The following is a 24,762-nucleotide window of genomic DNA, read 5'->3' on the forward strand; positions in this document are numbered from 1 at the left end:
GGCGCCTCGCGGCGCGGCGGGTCCGGACCGTTTGTGCAGCGCTGTTCCAGCGCTGTCTCCAGCGCTGTCTCCAGGTCGGCCAGCGAACCGCGGCAGCCCCATTTCACATGTGAACTGGCGGGCGGGTTTCGTACCCGGCAGTCGCCAGCAAACGCCGGCTCATGCCGGCGTTTGCTTTTTGTTTGGCCGTTATCTGGCCGTTGTTTGGTCGCCGTTTGAAATTTGCGCGCCGCTTTCCGCGCGGCTTGAGGATAAGAACATGAATCAGATGAACCCGGCCTTCGTGATGCCGGACGTCCAGAGCTCCGTCGATACCCGCCAGATCGCGATCCAGCGCGTGGGGGTGAAGGCCGTGCGCCATCCGCTCACGGTCAAGACGGGCACGGGCGACGTCCAGCCGAGCGTCGGTATGTGGAACCTCGACGTTCATCTGCCGGCCGACCAGAAGGGTACGCACATGTCGCGCTTCGTGGCGCTGCTCGAAGAAAACAAGGCGCCCCTGGAACCCGCGACGTTCCGCATGATGCTGGCCGCGATGCTCGCGAAGCTCGAATCGCAGGCGGGCCGTATCGAAGTGACGTTCCCGTATTTCGTGAAGAAGGTGGCGCCCGTATCGGGCGTCGACAGTCTGCTGGACTACGAGGTCACGCTCACGGGCGAGGCGCGCAACGGCCAGGCGCGTCTGTTCCTCAAGGTGCTCGTGCCGGTGACGAGCCTCTGCCCTTGCTCGAAGAAGATCTCGCAGTACGGTGCGCACAACCAGCGCTCGCATGTGACGATGGATGTCGAGTTCGAAGGCGATCTGCCGGTCGAAGACCTCATTCGCATTGCAGAAGAAGAGGCTTCATGCGAGCTGTGGGGGCTGCTCAAGCGTCCGGACGAGAAGTTCGTGACCGAGCGCGCGTATGAGAACCCCAAGTTCGTGGAAGACCTCGTGCGCGACGTGGCCGTGCGCCTGAACGCCGATGCGCGCGTGATCGCCTATACGCTCGAAGCCGAGAACTTCGAGTCGATCCACAATCACAGCGCCTATGCCGTGATCGAGCACGACAAGCGCCTGGGCTGAGCGCCGCTCCTGGTTGCGTCATCAACGAAAAAGCCGCCCACGGGCGGCTTTTGTACTAGAGCAGCGGCAATCGCATCAATGCTGCGCGAGCGATGTCAAATCCCAGCGCGGCTTCACCGTGAACGCATAGTCGCGCGTGGCCTGCTCCGGCCAGCGCTGCAGACGCAGCGCGCCCGCGAGTGCGATCATCGCGCCGTTGTCGGTGCACAGCGAGAGATCGGGGTAGTGCACCTCGAAGCCGCGCTTTTGCGCCGCCGCCGAAAGTGTCTCGCGCAACTGTTTGTTCGCGCCCACGCCGCCCGCCACCACGAGGCGCTTCATCTTCGTGCGCTTGAGGGCTGCGAGCGATTTCGCGGCCAGCACCTCGACGGCTGCGTCGACGAAACCGCGCGCAATATCGGCCTTGCCCTGCTCGCAGATATTCGTGCCGAGCTTCTTGACCTGCGTGAGCACCGCTGTTTTCAGGCCGCTGAAGCTGAAGTCGAGATCGCCCGAATGCAGCATCGGGCGGGGCAGTTCGACTGCGCCCGGGGTGCCGAACTCCGCGAGCCGCGACACTTCCGGGCCGCCGGGATAGCCGAGGCCGAGCAGCTTGGCCGTTTTGTCGAAGGCTTCGCCGGCGGCGTCGTCGAGCGTTTCGCCGAGCGTCTCGTAGACGCCCACGTCGGTCACGCGCATCAGTTGCGTATGGCCGCCCGATACGAGCAGCGCGACGAACGGAAACGGCGGCGGCGCATCGACCAGCAGCGGCGACAGCAAGTGCCCTTCGAGGTGGTGAATACCCACGGTCGGGCGGTTCCACGCCATGGCGAGCGCGTTGGCGATACTCGCGCCTACGAGCAGCGCGCCGGCGAGGCCCGGACCCTGCGTGAACGCGATGGCGTCGATGTCGCTTTTCGCCGCGCCGCTCTTTGCGAGCACTTCCTCGAGCAGCGGCAGCGCGCGGCGGATGTGATCGCGCGAAGCCAGTTCGGGCACGACGCCGCCATACTCGCGGTGCATGGCGATCTGCGAGTGCAGCGCGTGCGCGAGCAGGCCGCGCTCGCTGTCGTAGAGCGCGAGGCCGGTTTCGTCGCAGGAGCTTTCGATGCCGAGAACGAGCATGGTGTAGAGCCAGGCAACGGCATTGCCTTGTAGAAGCAGGCAAAAATCGTCGCGAAATCAAGAAGTAAGGGAGCCCGAAAGTATAGCAGTGCGCGTGAAAGCCGGCTGCGTGCGGCAAGCCCCGCTCTCCGGGGACGAGCCCCGCCGCCGCGCAGGTAGAATGCGCGCCATGGAATCTTTCGATATCGCCGTGATCGGCGCAGGGGCGGCCGGCATGATGTGCGCGGCGGTGGCGGGCCAGAAGGGCCGCCGCGTGGCGCTGATCGACCACGCGCCGCGTCTCGCGGAAAAAATCCGCATTTCGGGTGGCGGCCGCTGCAACTTCACCAATCTGTACGCGGGCCCGGCCAACTATCTTTCGAGCAATCCGCATTTCTGCCGCTCGGCGCTCGCGCGCTATACGCCGCGTGACTTTCTCGCGCTGCTGCGCCAGCATCGCGTGACCTGGCACGAAAAGCACAAGGGCCAGCTCTTTTGCGACCAGTCGAGCGACGCGATCATCGACGTCCTGCGCGCCGAATGCGACGCGGGCCAGGTCGCCTGGCGCCGGCCGTTGCCCGTCGAGGCCGTGAGCCAAACCGACGGCGCGGGCTTCACGCTCGGCACACCGCAGGGCCAGATACGCGCGAAGGCGCTCGTGATCGCAACCGGCGGTCTCTCGATTCCGAAGATCGGCGCGACCGACTTCGCGTATCGCATCGCGAAGCAGTTCGGCCACAAGCTCGTCGACATGCGCCCGGCGCTCGTGCCGCTCACGTTCGCGCAAGACGAGTGGGCCCCTTACGTGCCCCTCGCGGGTGTTTCGCTCGAGGTTCACGTCGCGACAGGCGAGCGCAAGGCCGGCGGCGCCTTCGACGAAGACCTGCTCTTCACGCACCGTGGCCTCTCCGGCCCCGGCGTGCTGCAGATTTCGAGCTTCTGGCAACCGGGCCAGCCGATCCGAGTGAACCTGATGCCTGAGCGCGACGCTTCTGCGGCGCTGATCGAGGCCAAGGGCGAGACCAAACGCCAGATCGGCAACCTGCTCGCCGAATGGGTGCCGGCGCGCCTCGCGCACGTCTGGCTGGAGGCGCACGAGGTGAGGGCCGACGCGCGCCTCGCCGACCTGCCCGACAAGACGCTGCGAAAGATCGGCGAAGGACTCGCGCAGTGGACGCTCACGCCCACGGGCACCGAAGGCTACAAGAAGGCCGAAGTCACGCGCGGCGGGGTGGACACGCGCGAACTCTCCTCGGCGTCGATGATGAGCCAGCGCGTGCCGGGCCTCTATTTCGTGGGCGAAGCCGTGGACGTGACGGGCTGGCTCGGCGGCTACAACTTCCAGTGGGCGTGGGCCTCGGGCGTCGCGGCCGGGGAGGCCGCCGCGGAGTACGCGGCAAACGCGGGCTAGTCGCCCTCGGCACGCTGCCGCGCGGCGCCGCTCGTGGCCATCGGCCTCACGCGCGGCGACTTCGCCCATGCCGTTGCGCGCGATGCGGGCACTGGCGGCCCGGCCTCGTTGCGCGGGGCGCGCGGGTTGACGGGGGCGGGTTTCCCCGCTCCCGGAGCGGGCGATGCGCGACTGCGGAACTGCTATACTCAGTCCTCTTTACCCCCGATCCGTTATTGGAAAATGACGACCATCCGCGTAAAAGAAAATGAACCCTTTGAAGTCGCCATGCGCCGCTTCAAGCGTACGATCGAGAAGAACGGTCTGCTGACCGAACTTCGCGCGCGCGAGTTCTACGAGAAGCCGACGGCTGAGCGTAAGCGCAAGAAGGCAGCGGCGGTGAAGCGCCACTTCAAGCGCCTGCGCAGCCAGATGCTGCCGAAAAAGCTGTACTGATTCCGGCGTCGTCGCGGCGCGTTTCCACACACTTTCAGCGTGGATTTCCTGCGAATGACGCGGCGATCTGGGCAGCCGGCTCGCGGTGTGATGACATCGTGCCTCGCGGCCGCCGCTGCCCTCTGGTGTGGTCGCAACCAAGTCGAATCTGCGCCGACCCGCCTGGAAGCGTTTCCAGGCGGGTTTTTGCATTCCTGCAACCCCAACGCAATTCAGGTGAGTGATGAGTCTCAAAGACCAGATCAATGACGATATGAAGGCCGCGATGCGCGCCCGTGAAAGCGAGCGCCTCGCTACGATTCGTCTGCTGCTCGCCGCAATCAAGCAACGCGAAGTCGACGATCGCGTGACGCTCGACGACGCCGGCATCACGGCAGTCATCGACAAGATGATCAAGCAACGCAAGGATTCGATCAGCCAGTTCGAGGCGGCGGGCCGCACCGATCTCGTCGAAAAGGAAGCCGCCGAACTGACCGTGCTGACCGCCTATATGCCCGCGCAGCTCTCCGATGCCGAGATTGCCGCCGAAGTCGAGGCCGCGGTGGCTCAGGTCGGTGCCGCCGGCCCGCAGGACATGGGCAAGGTGATGGGGGTGCTCAAGCCCAGGCTCGCCGGCCGCGCCGACATGACGGCGGTCTCCGGGCTCGTCAAAGCTGCGCTTTCGAAATAAGCGTGCCCGGCTTGCGCGCGGCGTAGGCCCGGCCTCCGGGCGCCGCCGCGAGGCCCGTACACAACGTACACGGGCCGTGCGAGCCCCGGCCGCCCGAGCGCGTCTGCCTCGATGATTCCGCATTCGTTTTTGCAGGACCTGCTGAACCGCGTCGATATCGTCGACGTGGTGGGTCGCTACGTGCAGCTCAAAAAGGGCGGCGCGAACTTCATGGGGCTGTGCCCGTTCCACAACGAGAAAAGCCCCTCCTTCACCGTTAGTCCAACCAAGCAGTTCTATCATTGCTTCGGCTGCGGGGCGCACGGCACCGCCATTGGCTTCCTCATGGAGCACGCGGGGCTGACCTTCCCGGAAGCCGTGAACCAGCTGGCCCAGTCGGTCGGCCTGAGCGTGCCGCAAGAGCCGTCGCCCATGCGTGGGGCCGGGGCTGGGGCACCGGGCGGCTACGCGCCAACCGCCTCCAAAGCGGTCACGACCGCGCTTTCCGAGGTGATGCAGACCGCCTGCGACTACTACCGCAAGCAGTTGCGCAGCGCACCCAACGCCATCCAGTACCTCAAGAAGCGCGGCCTCACAGGCGAAATCGCCGCGCGCTTCGGCCTCGGCTATGCGCCCGATGGGTGGCAGAACCTCGAAACCGCGTTTGCCAACTATCGCGACGACGCGCTGGTCGAAGCGGGTCTCGTCATCGTCAGTGAAAAGCAGGACGCGCAAGGCGAGTCGCGCCGCTATGACCGCTTCCGCGACCGCGTGATGTTCCCGATCCGCAACGTAAAGGGGCAGGTGATCGGCTTTGGCGGCCGCGTGCTCGACAGCGGCGAGCCCAAGTATTTGAATTCCCCGGAAACGCCGCTATTTAACAAGGGCAGCGAACTGTACGGGCTGTTCGAGGCGCGCCTCGCGATCCGGGAACAGCGCTATGTTCTGGTGGTCGAGGGATATATGGACGTCGTCGCGCTCGCCCAACTGGGTTTCCAGAACGCGGTGGCGACGCTCGGCACGGCATGCACGCCGATTCACGTGCAGAAGCTCATGCGTCAGACGGATACCGTCATCTTCAGCTTCGACGGCGATTCGGCGGGCCGGCGTGCCGCGCGGCGCGCGCTCGACGCGTGCCTGCCGCACGCGGCCGACAACCGGACCATCCGGTTCCTGTTCCTGCCCCAGGAGCACGATCCGGACAGCTACGTGCGCGAGTTCGGTGCCGAGGCGTTCTCGGAGCAGGTCGAACGGGCCATGCCGCTGTCCCAGTTCATGCTCAACGAAGTGCTGGCGGACAAGGAACTGGACCAGCCTGAAGGGCGCGCGCGGGCGCTCTTCGACGCCAAGCCGCTGCTGCAGGCGCTGCCGGCGAACGCGTTGCGCTCGCAGATCATGCATATGTTCGCGGACCGCCTCGACGTGCCGTTCGAGGAAGTGGCCGCGCTGTGCGAAGTCGATGCGCGCATTGCCCAGGCGGCGCGTCAGGCCCCGGCGCGCAAGGACCGGCACCTTGTGACCGGTATCGAACGCAAGGCGCTGCGCAATCTGGTGATGCACCCGCGCATCGTGCTGCAACTCGACGAAGACGCCGAAAAAGCGCTGATCGGACTGACGCGCCACGGCGAGTTGTTCGAGGAAGTGACCACCCACGCCCGGGCGCTGGGCGGGTCGGCGGAATTTCAGCTGCTTTCCGACCTGCTGAGAAATGGGGCCAATGCTCCGACCTTCGAGGAGATTTTTCGCGAAATTCTGGACTATGATGAAAACGTTCGGGATTTGCTGATGAAAAATCCGGAAGATGGCTCCGCGGTGGAGGAGCGTCGCGAGCAGGAGCGGCTCGTGAGCGAAGAATTGGCGGCGGCGATCCTGAAGATGCGGTACGACGCCTGTTGCGAGCGCCTGGACGCGCTTTCGCGGCAGTCGCGGCATACGCCGGAGGAGCTTGCCGAGTTGATGTCACTGAATCAGACACGCGCTGACATGAAGCGTCAGCTCGGTTTGTAGGGAAGGGACCGCACGAAGGGATTATTGCGCTGCGTGGTAAAATAACAAGTTTTCAGCGGTTTTTTTGTTTTTTCCGGGCGGACATAACGGGTTGGGGTAACCCGCGACTGTTCAGTTATCCAGCAAGGGCGGAATGGCAATGGCAAAGACTACAGGCGGAAAAAAGGCGACAGGCAAGGGCTCGACGGAGCCGACCAGCAAGGTCACAAAGGCCACAGTTGCCAGTTCCGCCCGTTCGTCGGGCACGGAGTCCACCAGCCGAACCGAGCCGGGTACCCGGAAGAGGTCGATGGCTGCTTCGGCTGCGCGAGCAGCACCGGCGCGTGCGGCAAAAGCCGCCACCCAGCCGGCAACGAAGCGGTCCGGGTCGAGAAGTGCAAGGGAAGTGCCTGCCGTCGCGGACGATGCGGCAGCGCGCGAGGCTCAAGCATCCACGGTTCAAGAGGCTGTTGTCCAGCAGCCGCGAGTCGAGACTATAGCCGGTACGGCGAACTCCATGACGAAAAAGCTGAATGAAGTACCCGTCGATGACGACGCAAACCAGAGCGAAGACAGCACGCCCGCCGCGGGCAAGGGGGAGAAGACCTCCCGTGCGCGTGACCGGCGAGCGAAGGAAAAGGCGCTGCTGAAGGACGCGTTCGCGTCGTCGCAGCCCGGCACCGCCGAGGAACTCGAAGAGCGCCGCACGAAACTGCGCGCGCTCATCAAGCTCGGCAAGGAGCGCGGCTTCCTCACGTATGCGGAAATCAACGATCACCTCCCGGACAACTTTACGGAAACCGAGGCGATCGAAGGCATCATCAGCACGTTCAACGACATGGGCGTGGCCGTCTACGAGCAGGCGCCCGACGCCGAGACGCTGCTGCTCAACGACAACGCGCCCAACGCTTCGTCGGATGACGAAGTCGAAGAGGAAGCCGAAGTCGCGCTCTCGACCGTCGACTCCGAATTCGGCCGCACGACCGACCCGGTGCGCATGTACATGCGCGAAATGGGCACGGTCGAGCTGCTCACGCGCGAAGGCGAAATCGAAATCGCCAAGCGCATCGAAGACGGCCTCAAGCACATGGTCATGGCGATCTCCGCTTGCCCGACCACGATTGCCGACATCCTCGCCATGGCCGAACGCGTGGCCAACGACGAGATTCGCGTGGACGAACTCGTGGACGGCCTGATCGATCCGAACGCCGAGGACACCGACGGCTTCAATGCCAAGGAAGCCGAAGAGATCGAGAACGAGAGCGAAGAGGACGAAGAGGAAGAGGAAGAAGAAGAGGAGGAGGAAGAGGACGACGGCGCGGCGCAGGCGACGGCCAACGCGGCGCAGCTCGAAGCCCTCAAGCGTGCGTCGCTCGACAAGTTCGCGCTCATCAGCGAATGGTTCGACAAGATGCGCCGCGCGTTCGAGAAGGAAGGCTACAAGTCGAAGTCCTACCTCAAGGCGCAGGAAACCATCCAGAACGAGCTGATGTCGATCCGCTTCACGGCGCGTACCGTCGAGCGCCTGTGCGACACGCTGCGTGCCCAGGTGGACGAAGTGCGCCAGGTCGAACGCCAGATCCTGCACACGGTCGTGGACAAGTGCGGCATGCCGCGCTCGGAGTTCATCGCGCGTTTCCCGGGCAATGAAACCGACCTCGAGTGGTCGGAGAAGATCGTCGCCGAGAGCCATGCCTACAGCGGCATCCTCTCGCGCAATATTCCTGCGATCCGCGAACAGCAACAGCGCCTGCTCGACCTGCAGGCGCGCGTGGTGCTGCCGCTCAAGGACCTGAAGGAAACCAACCGCCAGATGGCGGCCGGCGAACTGAAGGCGCGCCAGGCGAAGCGCGAGATGACCGAGGCGAACCTGCGTCTCGTGATCTCGATCGCGAAGAAGTACACGAACCGTGGTTTGCAGTTCCTCGACCTGATCCAGGAAGGCAACATCGGTTTGATGAAGGCGGTGGACAAGTTCGAATATCGCCGCGGCTACAAGTTCTCGACCTACGCGACGTGGTGGATCCGCCAGGCCATCACGCGCTCCATCGCGGACCAGGCGCGCACGATCCGCATTCCGGTTCACATGATCGAGACGATCAACAAGATGAACCGCATCTCGCGGCAGATCCTGCAGGAAACCGGTCTCGAGCCGGATCCGGCAACGCTCGCCGAGAAGATGGAGATGCCGGAGGACAAGATCCGCAAGATCATGAAGATCGCGAAGGAACCGATCTCGATGGAAACGCCGATCGGCGACGACGACGATTCGCATCTGGGCGACTTCATCGAGGACAACAACACGGTGGCGCCGGCCGATGCCGCGCTGCATGCCTCGATGCGCGATGTCGTGAAAGACGTGCTCGATTCGCTCACGCCGCGCGAGGCGAAAGTGTTGCGCATGCGCTTCGGCATCGAGATGAGCACCGATCACACGCTCGAAGAAGTGGGCAAGCAGTTCGACGTCACGCGTGAGCGGATTCGCCAGATCGAAGCGAAGGCGCTGCGCAAGCTGCGCCACCCGAGCCGCTCGGACAAGCTCAAGTCGTTCCTCGAAGGGAATTGAGGTTGGTTAGTTTTAATGCACGGAAGTCGCGTGCACGATGGCCAGGCTGGCCCGGTTTCGTGTAGTATGTCGGCCTGTCATCGAAAAGCCCGGCCTTTGGGTAGACCGGGCTTTTTTGTTGATGCTGTGTTGTTGCAGGTCTTTTGTTCTCGCTACGCTTCGTAGCTTCGTGGGCCGGACGCCGTGTTGGTTGCAGGCAGCGGACTCATAATCCGCCTCCGAAAGGACATCGTGGGTTCGAATCCCACCCGGCCCACCAGAATAAAGCTTTTTGCTTCAAGCGTTTAGGCTCAGCGCCAACTGCCTTTAACGCTACTGCGCCCAAAGAATCCGCCGGGCACTGTGCCCAGAGTGTGCCTCACTCTGGGCTCTTCACTTCACCACAGCGAGCCGTGGCCCGCTTTCTTCACTGCCCATCAGCACTGCGTCAGCGTGCGGTTTCAGATGGTCAGGCGCGAGATGCGCATCCCGCAGCACCATCTCGTAGCTCGCTTAGGAATCCTTACATTTGTTCGCCCCGGCGAACTCCGCAAGGCTGAATGGGCCGACTAACGCGTGGGCGCGACCTCCGGGAACTTCGACAACTGCCTTGAGGACGCCGCAATTTGAGGTATTCCATAATCATATAGATACAGCCTTATTCTTCATTATAAAGGCATGGCAATCGTCGTTAGTATGCAGAGACCTGGCTGTGCCCCCGCATGGACCCCGACAGGCGCTCGGCGTCCATACGCCGCGTCGCTGCGCAGGGGCCAACGCGGAAAGGCCGAACCAACCGTTCACTGATACGCAGCGTCGTTGAAGGCGCAGCGAGCCTGTGAGGAGGAGACTCGAACGTGAAAATGACCTTTCGCTGGTATGGCGACACCGACCCCGTGCCGCTCGCTTACATCCGTCAGATCCCTGGCATGGTCGGGGTCGTCTCGGCGATCTATGACGTGCCTGTGGGCGAGGTGTGGCCGATCGACAGGATCCTGTCGCTGAAGGAGAAGATAGAGGCTCACGGCCTGACGCTGGAAGTGATCGAAAGCGTGCCGGTGCACGAGGACATCAAGCTCGGCAAACCGACGCGCGACACGCTCATCTCCAACTACGGCCAGACGCTGCTTAACCTCGGCGCCTGCGGTGTGAAGGTGGTCTGCTACAACTTCATGCCGGTTTTCGACTGGACCCGCACCTCGCTGGAAATGCCCCTGCCTGATGGATCGACGACGCTCGCGTTCGACACGCAAGCGATCCGCGAACTCGACGTCAGCCATGGTATCCAGCTGCCCGGCTGGGACGCGAGCTATCGGCCCGAGCAATTGAAAGCCCTGTTGCGCGACTACGAAGCGCTTGACGAAGCCGGTCTCTGGGCCAATCTCGACTACTTCCTGCGCGCGACGATTCCGGTGGCCAAAGAAGCCGGGATCAAGATGGCGATCCACCCCGACGATCCGCCGCGGCCGATTTTCGGGCTGCCGCGCATCGTGAAGAATCGTGCGGACCTGCAGCGCGTGCTGGCTATCGTCGACGATCCGGCCAACGGCCTGACGCTGTGTTCGGGGTCGCTGGGCGCGGACCTGCAGAACGATATTCCGGCTCTGGTGCGCGAGTTTGGCGCGCGTGGCCGGATTCATTTTGCACACCTGCGTAACGTGCAAACCAATGCGGCGGGCGATTTTCATGAGACCTCGCATCGCTCGGCCGACGGCTCGCTCGACATGGCGGATATCGTCAAGGCCTATTTCGAAACCGGCTTTGAAGGCTATGCAAGGCCGGACCATGGGCGAATGATCTGGGGCGAAACGGGCCGCGCCGGCTATGGGCTGTTCGACCGCGCGCTGGGTGCGGTCTACCTGAACGGCATCTGGGAAGGCCTCGCCAAACATCCGGCCGATCATGCGGCTGAGTAACGCCGCCTTGCCTTCACTGGTGGCGAGCGCTGCTGGCGAAGTCGTCGTTCCCGGCTACGATCGCGCGAGCCTCGCACCGGGCATTGTCCATCTGGGCCTCGGGGCGTTTCATCGCGCGCACCAAGCCGTGTACACGGAGCACACGTTACGCGCTGGCGATCACCGCTGGGGCATCGTCGGCGTGTCGTTGCGACATGCGGACACGTCGGAGGCGCTCACTCCGCAGGATCATTTGTATGCCGTAGATGTGCGCGACGGCACCGCGGAGTCGTTCCAGGTAGTCGGTGCGCTGATCGCCTCGCTGGTCGCGCCACAGTCGCCCGCCGCCGTGCTCGATGCGATGACCGATCCGCGCTGCCATATCGTCAGCCTGACGATCACAGAGAAAGGATATTGCCGCAGTCCGGCCAGCGGCGCGTTGCAATTCGATCATCCCGACATCGCCCATGATCTGCGCGAGGCCGCCGCGCCGCGTAGCGCGATCGGCTTCGTCGTGCGTGCGATGGCGCTGCGCCGCGCGGCCGGTCAGGGCCCGTTTACCGTGCTGTCGTGCGACAACCTGCCGTCCAACGGCGATACGATGCGCGCATTGACGCTGGCGTTCGCGCGCCAATCGGATCCTGTGCTGGCCGACTGGATCGAGCGGGAGGGCGCATTTCCCAATACCATGGTGGATCGAATCGTGCCGCTTACCACCGAGGCCGATCGCGCGCGCGTAGCGAAGCAACTCGGCGCCGACGATGCGTGGCCGGTAATGACCGAGCCGTTTTCGCAATGGGTGATCGAGGACCGCTTCGCGGGACCGCGGCCGGCGTGGGAGCGCGCAGGCGCGACGCTCGTCCTTGACGCGCGTCCCTATGAGCAGGCCAAATTGCGGATGTTGAACGGCACGCATTCGGCGCTCGCGTACCTCGGGTCGCTGATCGGCTATGACACCGTCGATCAGGCGATCGGTGTGCCGGCCGTGCTGAACTTTGTCGAAAGCATGTTGCGCGACGAGGTGGAGCCGACGCTGTCGCGCCCCGCTTTGGCCAGCTATCGCGCTGAACTGTTCACGCGTTTTCGCAACGCCGCGTTAGATCACCGCTTGCAACAAATCGCGACTGACGGCTCGCAGAAACTGCCACAACGCTGGCTGGAAAGCGTGCGCGCCAACTTGAAAAGCGGCGCGCCGACCGAATGTCTTGCCTTTGCGCTGGCCGGCTGGATCGCGTACCTCAGCGGTCAGGACGAGACAGGGCGCACCTACGCGATCGCGGATCCTCTCGCCGACAGACTGACCGAAGCGGTCCGGGCGACCTTGTACGCAGATGCCATTGATGCGGTACGAACACTGTTCGAAATCGAGTCGATTTTTGGATGCGATCTGCGTGCACAACCGCACTTCGTCGCGCAAGTCGCACGCCATCTGGCGGCGATTCGCGCACAAGGCGCCGTCAAAGCCATGGACGCTTGTACCGCCTCAGGCCATGCACGTAGCCGCCGCGAACGCCGCATTCCGGCGGGTAGTGGTACTAAATAACTGGAGGAAGACATGAGCGAACTGCTCGTCAAACCGTCAAAACATGGCGAAGATGGCCATATCATCCATGTCACGCCGGCGAGCGCCGGCTGGAAATACGTCGGCTTCGATGTTTTCGACCTGAAGGTCGGCGCCACGGTCACGCAGGATACAGGCCATCGCGAAGTCGTGATCGTAGTCGTCAAGGGTCACGCGATGGTCGGTTGTGAAGGGCTGGCGAGCCGCGCGATCGGCGCCCGGATGTCGCCGTTCGAAGGCGCGCCGTGGTCCATGTATGTGCCACCCCATACGCGCTACACGATCGAGGCCGCGGACGACGTCGAACTCGGCATCTGCTCCGCGCCCGCTAAGGGCGGTCTGCCGCCGCGCTTCATTGCACCTGACGAGGTAAAGCAGGAAACCCGCGGCGCTGGCACCAACCTGCGTCACGTGCGCCACATCCTGCCGGAAACCGAGCCGGCGGAGAGCTTGCTGGTGGTGGAATCGGTGACGCCAGCGGGCAACTGGTCCAGCTACCCGCCGCATCGGCACGATACCGACGATGGCGAGCAGCAGACCTATCTCGAGGAAACCTATTACCACCGCGTGTCGCCGCCGCAGGGCTTCGCGATTCAGCGCGTCTATACCGACGACCGCAGTCTCGACGAAACGCTCGCGGCGTACGACAAGCATGTCGTGCTGGTGCCGCGCGGCTATCACCCGGTTGCCGCCGCGCACGGCTACGACCTCTACTACCTGAATGTGATGGCCGGTCCGCGTCGCACCTGGCACGTACACAACGAACCGGCGCATGAATGGTTACTACAGCCCGGCGCAAGCGTCGCGGTGGACGGCCCGCGCTGAGTCCCGTCGCGGTAAGTCAGTCGCTGTCGGCGTCGGGGCCTTGGGTATCGAATCCGGCGGCCTCGCGCAGCGCTTGCAACATCGCCCGTGCACCCGGTGAGAGCCTGTCGCCGCGCCGTGTGACGATGCCGGCCGGTCCGAGCTTCAGATCGAGTTCGAACGGCAGCGGTTCGAGCGCGCCGGCAATGCAATATGGCTGCACCGGGTCGCGCGCAAGCGGCGCGATCATATCGCTCATTTGCAGCAGACTCGTGATGACAGGCAGCGACGAGCTCTCGACCACATCCGTGGGCAACGTGAGCTTCCGTTCGAGAAAAAGTTGCGTGAACTGATTGCGCATCACGTTGCCTTTCGGCGGCAGGATCCACGTTTGCGGCGCCAGTTCGTTCCAGCTGAGCGTCTTGCGCTTGACGAGCGGATGGCCAACGCGTGCGAACAGCGCGTGCTGTGCTTCCGCGAGCGGGGCGTAGTGCAGTTCCGCCAGATCGTCCGGATTGCGAATTCGCGCGACGATCATATCCAGCTTGCCTTCCTGCAGACGCTGCACCAGCACCTCACTGAACTCCATCTCGATGTTGATGCGAATCTGCGGAAAGCGCTTCTTGAGTAGCGCCACGGCCTTCGGGACGAGGTTGGTGGCCGCCGTGATCTCGGTGCCGATCATCGCCTGCCCGGTCAGGCCCGCTTTGAGCGCGGACACTTCGTCGTACGCGTGCCGCAGCTCGGCCAGCACGCTGCGTGCATGGCGGATCAGCACCTCGCCGTACCAGGTGGGCTCGACCCCGCGCGGATGCCGTTCGAACAATGGCACACCCATCGTCTCTTCCAGTTCCCGCAGCAACTTGGTCGCCCCGGGTTGGGTCATGTGCGCGGCGTCCGCCGCGCGCAACACCGAGCGATGAGTGTCGAGCTGAACGATCAGGGCCAATTGGCGCGTCTTTAGACGCGTGGGGTCGAAGCGGCCCGTCGCGATGGCCCCGGCGCCGTTGTCCGGATGAATTGTCGAGGTCACGGTCGCCTCCATGTATTCCGTATCGATATAGGTTTCGCGTTATTTTTCATTATAAAAGCATATCGATCGATTCTACGATGCAGTAGACGCCCGGCATTCCAAGGCGGGCGAATTCCCATCATGGGCATTGAGACCGGCTGCATCCAGCATCCGCGCATGCAGCCGTACAGGAGACGAAGACGCAATGAACATCCGTACCGCAGACATTCCGCCGGAAGGCATCACAACCGACGAGTTCCTCGGCCGCGTCGCCAGGGTCCGCAGCGCACTCGACGAGGCGGGCCTGGTCGGCCTGCTCGCCTTCGGCGATTGCTGGCGTGGCGCGAACATCGGCTACTTTACCGAATTCCGCCCGCTCGACGGCGTATCGGACATCGCCAACGCGATCCTGCTGCTGCCGGTGGACGGCGACCCCGTGCTGTTCGTGTCGGATCAATGCTTTGATTACGCGACGAGCGTGACCGCCTTCGAGGTGCGCAGCCTGCGTGAAGTCACGCAACAGGTGCAGGCATTTTCGGCACGGTACCGCAGCGGCACGGTCGGCCTCGCCGGCGCCGCCTATATCCCCGCGGACCTGTTGCAGCGCCTGAACGCCGGTCTCGGCGAACTGAAGTTCGAACCGACGATGGTGCTGGCCGAAATCAAGGCGATCAAGAGCGAGGCCGAGGTCGCGCTGATGCGCAAAGCCGCCGCCTTGACCGATTCGGCGATGGCCGCGATTCGCGACGCGCTCGCCGACGGCCGTCCCTACACCGAGCGTGAACTCGCTTTGATCGCTGACCGCGCGATGCTCGCGGGAGGAGCGGACCGGACCGCGTTCGATTCGATGGTGCAATCCGGACCGCGCTCGGCCTATAACCTGGCGCGCCCCACCGACCGCATCCTGCAACCGGGCGACCTCATCATGACTGACATCGGTGCCCGTTATCGTGGCTACGTGGCCGATGGCGGACGCGGTTTCACCTACGGTCCGGCGAATCCCGAGAAGATGGCGATCGTCGCGGCAGCGGCCCGCGCGGTCGAAGCGGGGCTGGCCGCCGCGCGTCCCGGCATGGCGGCCCTCGAACTGAACGCGGTGATCCAGCAGGCGCTGGTGAAATCGAACTACGAGCAATACTCGAGCGAAGCGCGCGGCCACGGCACCGGTCACGGCACCGGCATGGACCCGGAAGAAGAAGCGCCGTGGATCGGGCCGGGCAACAAGACCGTGCTGCAGGAAAACATGGTCTTTACCCTGAAGGCGACGATCACGGTGCCGAACGTCGGCGGTTTGCGCACGGAACGAATCGTGCGCTTGACCTCGGGCGGCGTCGAAACCCTCGACCAGTTTCCGATGGAACTGCACTGGTGAGCCCAGTGAACTGATCGTAACGTGCGGGCGAACCCGCGCCGCCGACACGCAGCAGTTCAAAACATAGATTCCCAGAGAAGGGAGGAGACATGAATACATCGCCCATTTCATCCGGCAACGCGCCGGTCATCAGCCGCTCGGCCGTCAACCGTGTGCTGGTCGCTTCGGTGGTCGGGACCGCCATCGAGTGGTACGACTTTTTTCTCTATGCCACCGCTTCGGCGCTGGTCTTCGCCAAGCTGTTTTTCCCCTCTTTCGATCCGATGGTCGGCACCATCGCGGCGTTCGGCAGTTTTGCGGTCGGCTATCTCGCACGGCCCTTCGGCGCCGTGTTTTTCGGACACTTTGGCGATCGCATCGGACGTAAGGCGACGCTCGTCGCGACGCTGACGATCATGGGCGTCGGCACCTTCGTGATCGGCCTGCTGCCGACTTACGCCTCGATCGGCGTCTGGGCGCCGATCCTGCTGGTCGCGATGCGCTTCCTGCAAGGGCTCGGCGTCGGCGGCGAATGGGGCGGCGCGGTGCTGATGGTGGTCGAAACGGCGCCGGCCAGAAAACGTGGCTTCTTCGGCGCGTTCCCGCAATTGGGCGTGCCGCTCGGGCTGATGCTCTCGACGGCGGTGTTCAAAGCCGTGTCGAGTATGCCGTCAGACGCGTTCTATTCGTGGGGATGGCGCCTGCCGTTCCTGCTGAGCGTCGCGTTGATCGCGATTGGCTTGTTCATCCGCCTGCGCGTCATGGAGTCGCCGGTATTCGAACAGATCAAGGCGAGCAAGCAGGTCGTGAAGGCGCCGCTGGTCGAATTGCTGCGCCGGCATCCGAAAGACCTCGTGCTGACGATCGGCACGCGCTTCGCGGTCGACATTACCTTCAACGTGATCAACGTGTTCGTGCTGGTCTATGGCACGACGCGGCTCGGCCTGCCAAAGGGCATGCTGCTGAACGCCATCATTCTCGGCTGCGCCTTCGCGCTGATCACGCTGCCATTGTTCGGCAAACTGTCGGATCTGATTGGACGCCGGACCGTCTTCATGCTCGGCGCGGTGTTCGTGGCGATCTATGGATTCGCGTTCTTTCCGTTGCTTGAGACACGCAATACGACCATGATTTTCGTGGCGTACGTCTGCGGTATCGCGTTGAGCCAGGCGTCGGTGTACGGCGTGCAATCGACGTGGTTTGCGGAACTGTTCGGTACGCGGGTGCGCTATACGGGTGCTTCTCTGCCGTATCAGATCGCCGGCATCATCACATCAGGACCGACGCCATTGATCGCCACCTATCTGTTCGCGACGTATGGCCAGACGCTGCCCATTTCGATCTATATCGCGGCGACAGGGTTGCTGAGCCTCGTGTGCGCGTTTTTCCTCGCTGAGACTTTCAAGCGGGATCTGTCCGCAGAGCCGGAAGACGAGGCGGCCGCAGCGCCAGGCGCGCGTGCGTCCGCGCACTCGCCGCATCCCCTGTCACGCTGAGCGCAAATCGATCCTGCTGCTATGCCGTCTATGACCTGGTCATTTTCGGCGCTGGAGCGGAAGCAGGCGAGGGACCGTCGAGTCGCCAACGCGGGTCGAATGGGAGCCTCGTCGGCCCGCGGCGGCCAAGGAGATCAAGGAACTGATCGAGACGCTCTGGACCCGGCTGACCACATACGGCCGGGTAAAATTCACCCATGCTCTCTGCCTTGCCCCGTGACTGGTCCAACAGGATGGCGTGGCGAGCGAAGTAGCGCGATGCCTGTTCTTTCGCGAAGGCGGCGTCGCGGCTGCTCTCAACGATCAATCAATCGCGACGGGAAACAGAACACGATCAGGCTGCCAACGATCATGCTCGCGGCAAGGACATACAGCCCGATGCTCGTAGTGCCCGTGTTTTGCTTGATCCACCCGAGCATGTACGGGCTGACGAAGCCTGCCAGGTTGCCGACCGAGTTGACGAGCGCAATTCCCGCAGCGGCCGCCACACCGCCAAGCAACGCAGGCGGCAGATTCCAGAACTGCGAAACGACGGACAGGACACCCATAGTGCCGATCGTCAGTCCGCACACGGCCAACACGGTGCTATGAGGATACTTCGCGGCGAGCCCGAGGCCGATTGCCGCGACGACACCAGGCAGCGCGAGATGCCAACGGCGCTCACGTGTCTGATCCGAATGCCGCCCAACAAGGAACATTGCAATGACAGTCGCGGTGTATGGAATCGCGGTCAGCAAGCCGACCTGTAACGGATCCGTGACGCCGGTGTCCTTGATGATAGTGGGCATCCAGAACAGAACGCCGTATTCGCCCATCAGGATAAAAGCGTACATAACGCACAGGATCCACGTGCGGATGTCGGTGAAAGCGCCCCGCAGCGAATGCACCTGCGCCTCGGGAATCTCGCGTTCCAGATTCGCCGCGAGCAATTGCTTCTCCGCTTCTGTGAGCCATTTGGCGGAGCGGACGTCGTTGCCTAGTACAAAAAACACAGCGATGCCGAGCAGTACCGACGGCATTGCCTCGAGGAGGAACATCATCTGCCATCCGGACCACGCGCTGATATTGCCTGATGAATGCATGATCCAACCGGAAAGCGGGCCGCCGAGCATGCCGGCGAGAGGAATGCCAGCGAGGAATAGCGCAGTGATGCGTCCACGGCGCGACGACGGATACCAGTACGTCAGGTATAGCAGGATGCCAGGGAGAAAGCCGGCTTCGGCTACGCCGAGAAAGAAACGCATCACGTAGAAGGTGGTCGGCGTCTTGACGAAAACCATCGCCGCCGAAATAAGGCCCCACGTAATCATGATCCGGGCGATCCAGATCCTCGCGCCGACCTTGTGCATGACGATGTTGCTAGGCACTTCGAATATCACATAGCCGACAAAGAAGATACCGGCGCCGAGACCATAGACCGTTTCACTGAACTTCAGCTGATCGAGCATCTGGAGCTTGGCGAAACCGACGTTCACGCGGTCGAGATAGCCAGCTGTGTAGCACATGAGCAGAAAGGGGATAAGTCGCCACGACACCTTCGAATAGACACTGCGCTCGTCCGGGGGGGCCTCCACATATGCAATGGCGGCCGGCGTGTTGATTGACATGTCTCGCTCCATGATGAACTGGCAAATGAGTTGGCAGATTTCTCACTGCGCTTTTGTCTGCTCCAGCCGGGCCTGATCGATCTCGGCCCGATGGACAAGCCAAGTATGCAAGAACAGAGGGGCGGGGTCATTCTCAACCTGGCAACGCCGACATCGCGATTGAACAACGAAAGGAGATACCTGCTGTTTTAGACTTGCTTCGTAGGCTGGATTGACTAAACAAGGAGACGAGATGGAATTGACCAGGCAACAGATTGTGGATTACCACCGTGACGGATTCATCGTTATTCCCAACTGCTACAGCAGTGAGGAAGTGCGCGCCCTCAGGAAGGATACCGAGCGTTTGTGCGCGATCGAGGCGGATTCCGTCTTCCGCGAACGCTCGGGTGCGGTACGCTCAATCTTTCGGGTCCACGAAAACGACGGCCCCGTTGCCTCGCCGCAGTATCGGGCGCTGTCGCGCACACCGCGCCTGCTGCGTCCGGTGATGCAAACGCTCGGCAGCGACGAGGTGTATATCGCCCATACCAAGGTAAATACCAAGTCTGCGCTCGAGGGCACAGGCTGGCTTTGGCATCAGGACTTTGGTTATTGGGTGCATGATGGATATCCCGAGCATGACATGCTGACGGCGATGGTCATGCTCAGCGACACACAGGAAATCCATGGCGCGCTGTATATGATTCCAGGCAGCCATAAATTAGGTCTCGTGGACCATTACTACGACGATAGCCAGGCCGCTTACCAGTTGCCGCAACGCACAGTACAGCGTGATCAGATCAAGAAGATCCTTGAGACGTCGGGCGCGCCGGTGCCGATCGTCGGCAAGGCGGGCACGCTGGTGCTGTTCCACTGCCTCACCATCCACGGCTCCGGTGTGAACATGTCGGCGGAGAACCGCTGGCAGGCATACATCACCTATAACCGCGTTGCGAATCGTCCACGTGCCGTGGAAAAGCCGCGTGGCGACTTCGTGCGTTCGACCAACTGGGTGCCGCTCCAGATCGAAAGCGACGATGGCATTCTCACCGCCGAACCACGCGGGATGGAACGAGAAATCTCGGTACAGGGGAAATAACGTGACGACAGCCCATCATTTCATTGGTAATCAATGGGTGGCTCCCTCGAGCGGCGGCACGATTGCCGTGATCAACCCGTCCACAGGTCTGGAGTTAGCGCGCATCGCTCGTGGCAATGCGGCCGACATCGACGCCGCCGTCAAGGCAGCGCGCAAAGCCTTCGACACCACCTGGCGGCGTGTCGGTCCAGTCGAGCGCGGCCGCATTCTCGCGCGCCTGGGCCAGCTAGTGCTCGACAATCACGAGACGCTGGCGCGCATCGAATCGGAGGACACGGGCAAGCCGCTAAAGCAAGCCGCGGCCGATATCACCGTATGCGCCCGCTACCTGGAATTCTATGCGGGTGCCTGTGACAAGCTGCATGGAGAGACCATTCCTTTTCTGCCTGGACATACGGTGCTTGCCGTTCGCGAGCCGCATGGCGTGACCGGGCATATCATTCCATGGAATTATCCCGCCGCGATGTTCGGACGCAGCGTCGCGGCTTCGCTTGCGGCCGGCAACACAAGCGTGGTGAAGCCGGCCGAAGACGCCTGTCTCTCGTATCTCAAACTGGCCGAGCTTGCGGCCGAGGCGGGGCTACCCGCAGGTGTGCTGAACATCGTAACGGGCTACGGCCGTGAAGCTGGCGTCGCGCTCAGCGAACATCCCGGCATCGCACATATCTCGTTTACGGGCTCTCCCGCAACGGGCACCGCCGTCGCACAGGCGGCAGCCAGGCACCATTGCCCCGTGACGCTCGAACTCGGCGGGAAGTCTCCGCAAATCGTCTTCGACGACGCCGATCTGGATGCCGCGTTGCCGGTCATTCGCAATGCCATTGTGCAGAATAGCGGGCAGACGTGTTCCGCCGGTAGCCGCTTGCTGGTGCAGGCTTCGCGTTATGAGGAAGTCGTCGAACGATTGGCGCGCAGCTTTGAAGCGGTTACGGCCGGCCCCGCGGAAGGAAACTACGATTGCGGGCCGTTGATCAACGCAACCCAGCTCGATCGGGTAAAAACCTTCCTTGCCAAGGCCGATGCTGACAAGATCCGCGTTGCCGCGACTGCGAAGCTTGCGCCGGATGCGGCGCAGGGAGGGTACTTTCAGCCGCCTGTGCTTTTGCGCGACGTACCCCACATGCACACGCTTGCCCAGGACGAAGTCTTCGGTCCGGTGTTGGTTGCAATGCCATTTTCGGATGAAGCGGAGGCCGTTCGTCTCGCGAACGACACGGCATTCGGTCTGGTTGCGGGTATCTGGACGCGCGACGGCGCCCGCCAGATGCGTCTGGCTCACGCGTTTCATGGAGGTCAGGTGTTCGTCAATTGCTACGGCGCAGGCGGAGGCATAGAGTTGCCGTTCGGCGGTGTAAAGCAAAGCGGCTATGGTCGCGAGAAGGGGATGGAGGGCCTGTTGAGCTTTACGACGCTGAAGACGATCACTCTTAATCACGGCTGAGGGCACACGTCAGGTGCGCAGGCCTGAATACCGGGACCGTGCCTTGCGCACCCAACTCGCGTTGCCGGAGCAATCTGCATGCGAATTGATCTTGTAACGTTAAATATATTCCTGACTGTTATTGAAGAACGCAATTTCGCGCGGGCCGCCGAGCGTCACTTCATTGCGACTTCCGCCGTCAGTAAGCGGATCAGCGATCTCGAAGACGCGCTCGGGGTGCAATTGCTCGAGCGCCGCAACGTGGGGGTTCGGCCGACGCCTGCCGGACTGGAACTCGTGACGCACGCGAAGGACATGATGCTGGTGATGGCGCGCATGCGCGCGCAGATGAGCGAATTCGGCGACGGCTCCAAGGGCGAAGTCCGTGTGTTCGCAAACAGCACCGCGATTGTCGGTTTTCTTGGCCCGACCATTCGCACCTTCCTGGAAGCCTATCCGCAGATCGACGTTCATCTCGAAGAATGGAGCAGCCCGTTCATCGTTCGTGCGTTGCGCGACGGTCTCGCGGATCTGGGCGTGTTCTGGTCTGGTGTCTCGACGGCTGGACTGACAGTGCATCCGTTCAGACGTTCGAACCTCGTCGTCGTGGTTCCCTTGCAGCATCCGCTGGCGGACCGAAGTGAAGTCTCCTTCGCCGAGACGCTCGATTACGATGTGATTGCCTTCCACGAAGGCAGCCTGATTTTCCGGATGATGCAGTCGTGTGCCGCGGACTTGCAGCGCAAGTTGCGTGTCCGCCTGCAGGTAACGAGCTTCGATGCCATGCGCACCATGGTGCGCGCCGGAATTGGCCTGGCAGTCATGTCTGACGTCACTGTGAAAACGCCGGATGAAAGCTATGGCTACAAGATCGTCCCCTTTAGCGATGAGTGGACGAAGCTTGAGAGCCTGATCGGCTACCGTGACTTCGATGCATTGCCGCGTTGTGCGCAAAATTTCGTTCGCCATCTGCAATCTCCACACCCCGGTCTGATTCAGGGACGGGAGACCTAACCGAACGTTGGGGATACCTACTCACATGAGCCATATTGTTTTTCTGGACAGTGCAACGTTGCCTGTACCAGTACCTCGTCCCCGGTCATCCGACCGCTGGACAGAGCGCCCCAGTACCCGCGAGCATGAGCTTGTCGATGCGCTGGCAGACGCCGACATTGCCATCACCAACAAGGTTCCGCTTCGGTCTGACACGCTGCGGCAACTTCCGCGGCTCCGGTACATCTGCATTGCGGCCAGCGGTAGTGACAGCGTAGATCTAGCCTGGTGTCGTGAACACGGTATTCAGGTGTCCAATGTGCCTGCGTATGCTGCATTGAGCGTCGCCGAGCATGTAATCGCCTGCATTTTCATGTTGCGGCGGAAAATGCTTTCCTACAGTCAGTTGGCCGCTTCGTCTGCGTGGACCGCGTCGCCGGTATTTTGTGTTCACGGCGCGCCCATTAGCGACATACGCGGTGCAACGCTCGGTCTGATCGGCTTGGGCGCGATCGGCAAGGAGGTTATGAGGATAGCGACAGCACTGGGAATGCGGGTGCTGGCAAGCGAGCGCAAGGGCAGGTCTGAAGCGCGGCCAGGCTATACCTTGTTTGACACGGTGATTTCCGCCAGCGACGTGATCTCATTGCATTGCCCTCTATCAGTTGACACGGAAGGTCTGATCGGAGAGCGCGAGTTCTCGATGATGCGTCCCACTGCAGTGCTGATCAATACGGCGCGCGGCGCGCTCATCGACGAGCGCGCGCTTGAGGCCGCGCTTTTCAGGCAAACCATCGCCGGTGCGGCGCTTGACGTGTTGCAGGTTGAACCACCGCACGAGCAGCATCGCTTCGTCACCGGTCAGCCGGACAATCTGTTGCTGACGCCGCACGTGGCATGGGCAAGCTCATCCGCTGTCGAGACGCTTGCGCGTGCGGTTTGCGCCAACGTGGAGAGCTTTCTGGAGCAACGCACCCTGAATCGGGTTGCCTGAAACGATGTACTACATTCGGCCGTTCGTTCGATCATCGGTGCAAGTCTTCAATCGCGAACGCGGCATTCGGAAATCGATGATTCACAGGCCGCATCGCCTGCGAGAAACTTTCTCGGTGAGTTGGGTGCAATCAATCAGGCAGCCCATTAGACAGTCGTCAACCAACTGAGAAAGCGTCGGATATGAACCTTCCCCTGGATAACATCACGGTGGTTTCGCTCGAACAGGCAATCGCTGCTCCGCTCGCCAGTCGGCATCTTGCCGATTGGGGGGCGCGTGTCATCAAGATTGAACGACCGGGCAGCGGCGATTTTGCCCGCGGATATGACAAGGCGATGCACGGCATGTCGAGTCAGTTTGTTTGGGCAAATCGCTCAAAAGAAAGCTTGGCATTAGACGTGAAGTCAGAGTTCGGGCAGGAGGTACTGGAAGAATTGTTGCCACGCGCGGACGTGTTCATTCAGAATCTCGCGCCTGGCGCTGCGAAGCGACTCGGGCTCGACGCCAGGTCACTCATTGAGCGCTATCCGCGCATCATAGCTTGCGACATCTCGGGCTATGGTTCGACGGGGCCGTATGCAAAGAAGAAGGCCTATGACTTGCTGGTTCAATGCGAAACCGGCTTCCTGTCGATCAATGGAACACCCGATGAACAGGTAAAGTGCGGTTTGTCTATCGTCGATATCGCAACCGGCATGTATGCGCTGAATGGCATTTTGCTTGCGCTCTATCGGCGCGAGCGGACAGGCAGGGGCACCGCATTGGAAGTCTCGCTGTTCGATGCTATGGCCGAGTGGATGAGTTACCCTGCGTACTACACACGCGACAGTGGCAAGCCCGTCGAGCGCTCCGGCGCTCGTCACGCAACTATCGCGCCATATGGGCCATTTATCGCGGGCGACGGCAAAACGGTTTTCTTCGGAATCCAGAACGAGCGGGAGTGGCGGAATTTTTGCGAAAAAGTGCTGGGTGATGCGAATATTCGCACCGATCCGCGCTTCGCGTCGAACCCGGATCGCGTGCGCAATCGCGATGCCCTTGAAGCATTGATCAACGAGTACTTCGCCAAATGGACGAGCGCAGAGCTGGGGGATCTTCTCGAACGGGCGGCCATCGCCAATGGCTGCATGAACACAGTCGAAGATTTCCTCGCGCACCCGCAGTTGCACGAACGCGGGCGAGTGGCGTCCATCGGGAGTCCGGAGGGCCCACTTGAGGTGTTTTTGCCGCCGGTCATTATTGACGGACTGTCGCCAGCGATGAAAAGCGTGCCCGATGTAGGCGAGCATACGGACGACATCCTTGGGGAGCTGGGACTGCATCCGTCCCGCCTGCGCATCGCCTGACCGACCCCTGAACCGTACGAGGATCATAGT

Annotated in this window: 20 protein-coding genes and 1 tRNA gene; 17 read left to right on the forward strand and 4 right to left on the reverse strand. The window is 62.4% G+C overall.

Features of this window, described 5'->3' with window-relative positions; all coding sequences use genetic code 11:
• Positions 1-259: 259 nt before the first annotated feature.
• Positions 260-1,066 (forward strand): GTP cyclohydrolase FolE2, encoded by an 807-nt coding sequence (folE2, locus tag BMI01S_RS00970; protein WP_028211034.1) that lies wholly within the window; start codon positions 260-262, stop codon positions 1,064-1,066.
• Between the two features lie 75 nt (positions 1,067-1,141).
• Here folE2 and tsaD read toward each other — a convergent pair whose 3' ends face one another.
• Complete coding sequence (gene tsaD / locus BMI01S_RS00975; RefSeq protein WP_028211033.1) at positions 1,142-2,170, reverse strand: tRNA (adenosine(37)-N6)-threonylcarbamoyltransferase complex transferase subunit TsaD; 1,029 nt, start codon at positions 2,168-2,170, stop codon at positions 1,142-1,144.
• Between the two features lie 169 nt (positions 2,171-2,339).
• Between tsaD and BMI01S_RS00980 the strand changes: the two genes are divergently transcribed.
• From BMI01S_RS00980 to dnaG, 4 genes are all read left to right on the forward strand, one after another.
• Entirely contained in the window at positions 2,340-3,560 is a 1,221-nt protein-coding gene (locus BMI01S_RS00980) for a BaiN/RdsA family NAD(P)/FAD-dependent oxidoreductase (RefSeq protein WP_028229820.1), read from the forward strand.
• A 222-nt stretch (positions 3,561-3,782) separates the two neighbouring features.
• The gene (gene rpsU / locus BMI01S_RS00985) at positions 3,783-3,995 is read left to right on the forward strand and encodes a 30S ribosomal protein S21 (RefSeq protein WP_013434742.1); all 213 of its coding nucleotides are present in this window, start codon (positions 3,783-3,785) and stop codon (positions 3,993-3,995) included.
• Between the two features lie 223 nt (positions 3,996-4,218).
• Positions 4,219-4,665, forward strand: coding sequence for a GatB/YqeY domain-containing protein (locus BMI01S_RS00990; protein WP_028229821.1), 447 nt, complete (start codon positions 4,219-4,221; stop codon positions 4,663-4,665).
• Between the two features lie 111 nt (positions 4,666-4,776).
• The gene (gene dnaG / locus BMI01S_RS00995) at positions 4,777-6,651 is read left to right on the forward strand and encodes a DNA primase (protein ID WP_028211030.1); all 1,875 of its coding nucleotides are present in this window, start codon (positions 4,777-4,779) and stop codon (positions 6,649-6,651) included.
• A gap of 111 nt (positions 6,652-6,762) precedes the next feature.
• Here dnaG and BMI01S_RS42835 read toward each other — a convergent pair whose 3' ends face one another.
• Positions 6,763-6,993: a hypothetical protein gene (locus tag BMI01S_RS42835; RefSeq protein WP_028211029.1), complete on the reverse strand. Its 231-nt coding sequence runs from the start codon at positions 6,991-6,993 to the stop codon at positions 6,763-6,765.
• On the opposite strand from BMI01S_RS42835, the gene rpoD reads away from it, so the two are divergent.
• From rpoD to iolB, 5 genes are all read left to right on the forward strand, one after another.
• The gene (gene rpoD / locus BMI01S_RS01005; RefSeq protein WP_238327712.1) at positions 6,941-9,196 is read left to right on the forward strand and encodes an RNA polymerase sigma factor RpoD; all 2,256 of its coding nucleotides are present in this window, start codon (positions 6,941-6,943) and stop codon (positions 9,194-9,196) included. The two genes, BMI01S_RS42835 and rpoD, sit on opposite strands and share 53 nt — an antisense overlap.
• Before the next feature lie 171 nt (positions 9,197-9,367).
• A tRNA-Ile gene (locus BMI01S_RS01010) sits at positions 9,368-9,455 on the forward strand.
• Between the two features lie 583 nt (positions 9,456-10,038).
• Complete coding sequence (gene uxuA / locus BMI01S_RS01015; RefSeq protein WP_028211027.1) at positions 10,039-11,091, forward strand: mannonate dehydratase; 1,053 nt, start codon at positions 10,039-10,041, stop codon at positions 11,089-11,091.
• Positions 11,078-12,613 carry a mannitol dehydrogenase family protein gene (locus BMI01S_RS01020; protein ID WP_036044062.1) on the forward strand — a complete coding sequence of 512 codons (1,536 nt, stop codon included), beginning with the start codon at positions 11,078-11,080 and terminating at the stop codon, positions 12,611-12,613. Before uxuA ends, BMI01S_RS01020 begins: the two co-directional genes overlap by 14 nt.
• 12 nt (positions 12,614-12,625) lie before the next feature.
• Positions 12,626-13,456, forward strand: coding sequence for a 5-deoxy-glucuronate isomerase (gene iolB, locus BMI01S_RS01025; protein ID WP_028229822.1), 831 nt, complete (start codon positions 12,626-12,628; stop codon positions 13,454-13,456).
• Between the two features lie 16 nt (positions 13,457-13,472).
• Here the strand turns inward: iolB and BMI01S_RS01030 are convergent, their stop codons facing one another.
• On the reverse strand, positions 13,473-14,468 hold the full coding sequence (locus tag BMI01S_RS01030) for a LysR substrate-binding domain-containing protein (RefSeq protein WP_028229823.1): 996 nt from the start codon (positions 14,466-14,468) through the stop codon (positions 13,473-13,475).
• Between the two features lie 184 nt (positions 14,469-14,652).
• Between BMI01S_RS01030 and BMI01S_RS01035 the strand changes: the two genes are divergently transcribed.
• A complete protein-coding gene (locus BMI01S_RS01035) occupies positions 14,653-15,819 on the forward strand; it encodes a M24 family metallopeptidase (RefSeq protein WP_028229824.1) in 1,167 nt (388 codons plus the stop codon).
• Between the two features lie 89 nt (positions 15,820-15,908).
• Positions 15,909-17,294 (forward strand): MFS transporter, encoded by a 1,386-nt coding sequence (locus BMI01S_RS01040; protein ID WP_028229825.1) that lies wholly within the window; start codon positions 15,909-15,911, stop codon positions 17,292-17,294.
• A gap of 296 nt (positions 17,295-17,590) precedes the next feature.
• Here BMI01S_RS01040 and BMI01S_RS01045 read toward each other — a convergent pair whose 3' ends face one another.
• Entirely contained in the window at positions 17,591-18,901 is a 1,311-nt protein-coding gene (locus tag BMI01S_RS01045; protein ID WP_042287963.1) for an MFS transporter, read from the reverse strand.
• 232 nt (positions 18,902-19,133) lie between these two features.
• Between BMI01S_RS01045 and BMI01S_RS01050 the strand changes: the two genes are divergently transcribed.
• The 5 genes from BMI01S_RS01050 (at position 19,134) to BMI01S_RS01070 (ending at position 24,732) form a co-directional block, all read left to right on the forward strand.
• On the forward strand, positions 19,134-19,979 hold the full coding sequence (locus tag BMI01S_RS01050; RefSeq protein WP_042287966.1) for a phytanoyl-CoA dioxygenase family protein: 846 nt from the start codon (positions 19,134-19,136) through the stop codon (positions 19,977-19,979).
• A gap of 1 nt (position 19,980) precedes the next feature.
• Positions 19,981-21,420 (forward strand): aldehyde dehydrogenase family protein, encoded by a 1,440-nt coding sequence (locus tag BMI01S_RS01055; RefSeq protein ID WP_036044064.1) that lies wholly within the window; start codon positions 19,981-19,983, stop codon positions 21,418-21,420.
• 78 nt (positions 21,421-21,498) lie between these two features.
• Complete coding sequence (locus BMI01S_RS01060; protein WP_042287969.1) at positions 21,499-22,413, forward strand: LysR family transcriptional regulator; 915 nt, start codon at positions 21,499-21,501, stop codon at positions 22,411-22,413.
• A gap of 25 nt (positions 22,414-22,438) precedes the next feature.
• A complete protein-coding gene (locus BMI01S_RS01065) occupies positions 22,439-23,386 on the forward strand; it encodes a D-2-hydroxyacid dehydrogenase (protein WP_028211019.1) in 948 nt (315 codons plus the stop codon).
• A 182-nt stretch (positions 23,387-23,568) separates the two neighbouring features.
• Positions 23,569-24,732, forward strand: a complete 1,164-nt coding sequence (locus BMI01S_RS01070) for a CaiB/BaiF CoA transferase family protein (protein ID WP_028229828.1) — start codon at positions 23,569-23,571, stop codon at positions 24,730-24,732.
• The last annotated feature ends 30 nt before the right edge of the window (positions 24,733-24,762 follow it).

Source organism: Paraburkholderia mimosarum LMG 23256 = NBRC 106338 (genome assembly GCF_000739815.1).
GTDB classification, from domain to species: domain Bacteria; phylum Pseudomonadota; class Gammaproteobacteria; order Burkholderiales; family Burkholderiaceae; genus Paraburkholderia; species Paraburkholderia mimosarum.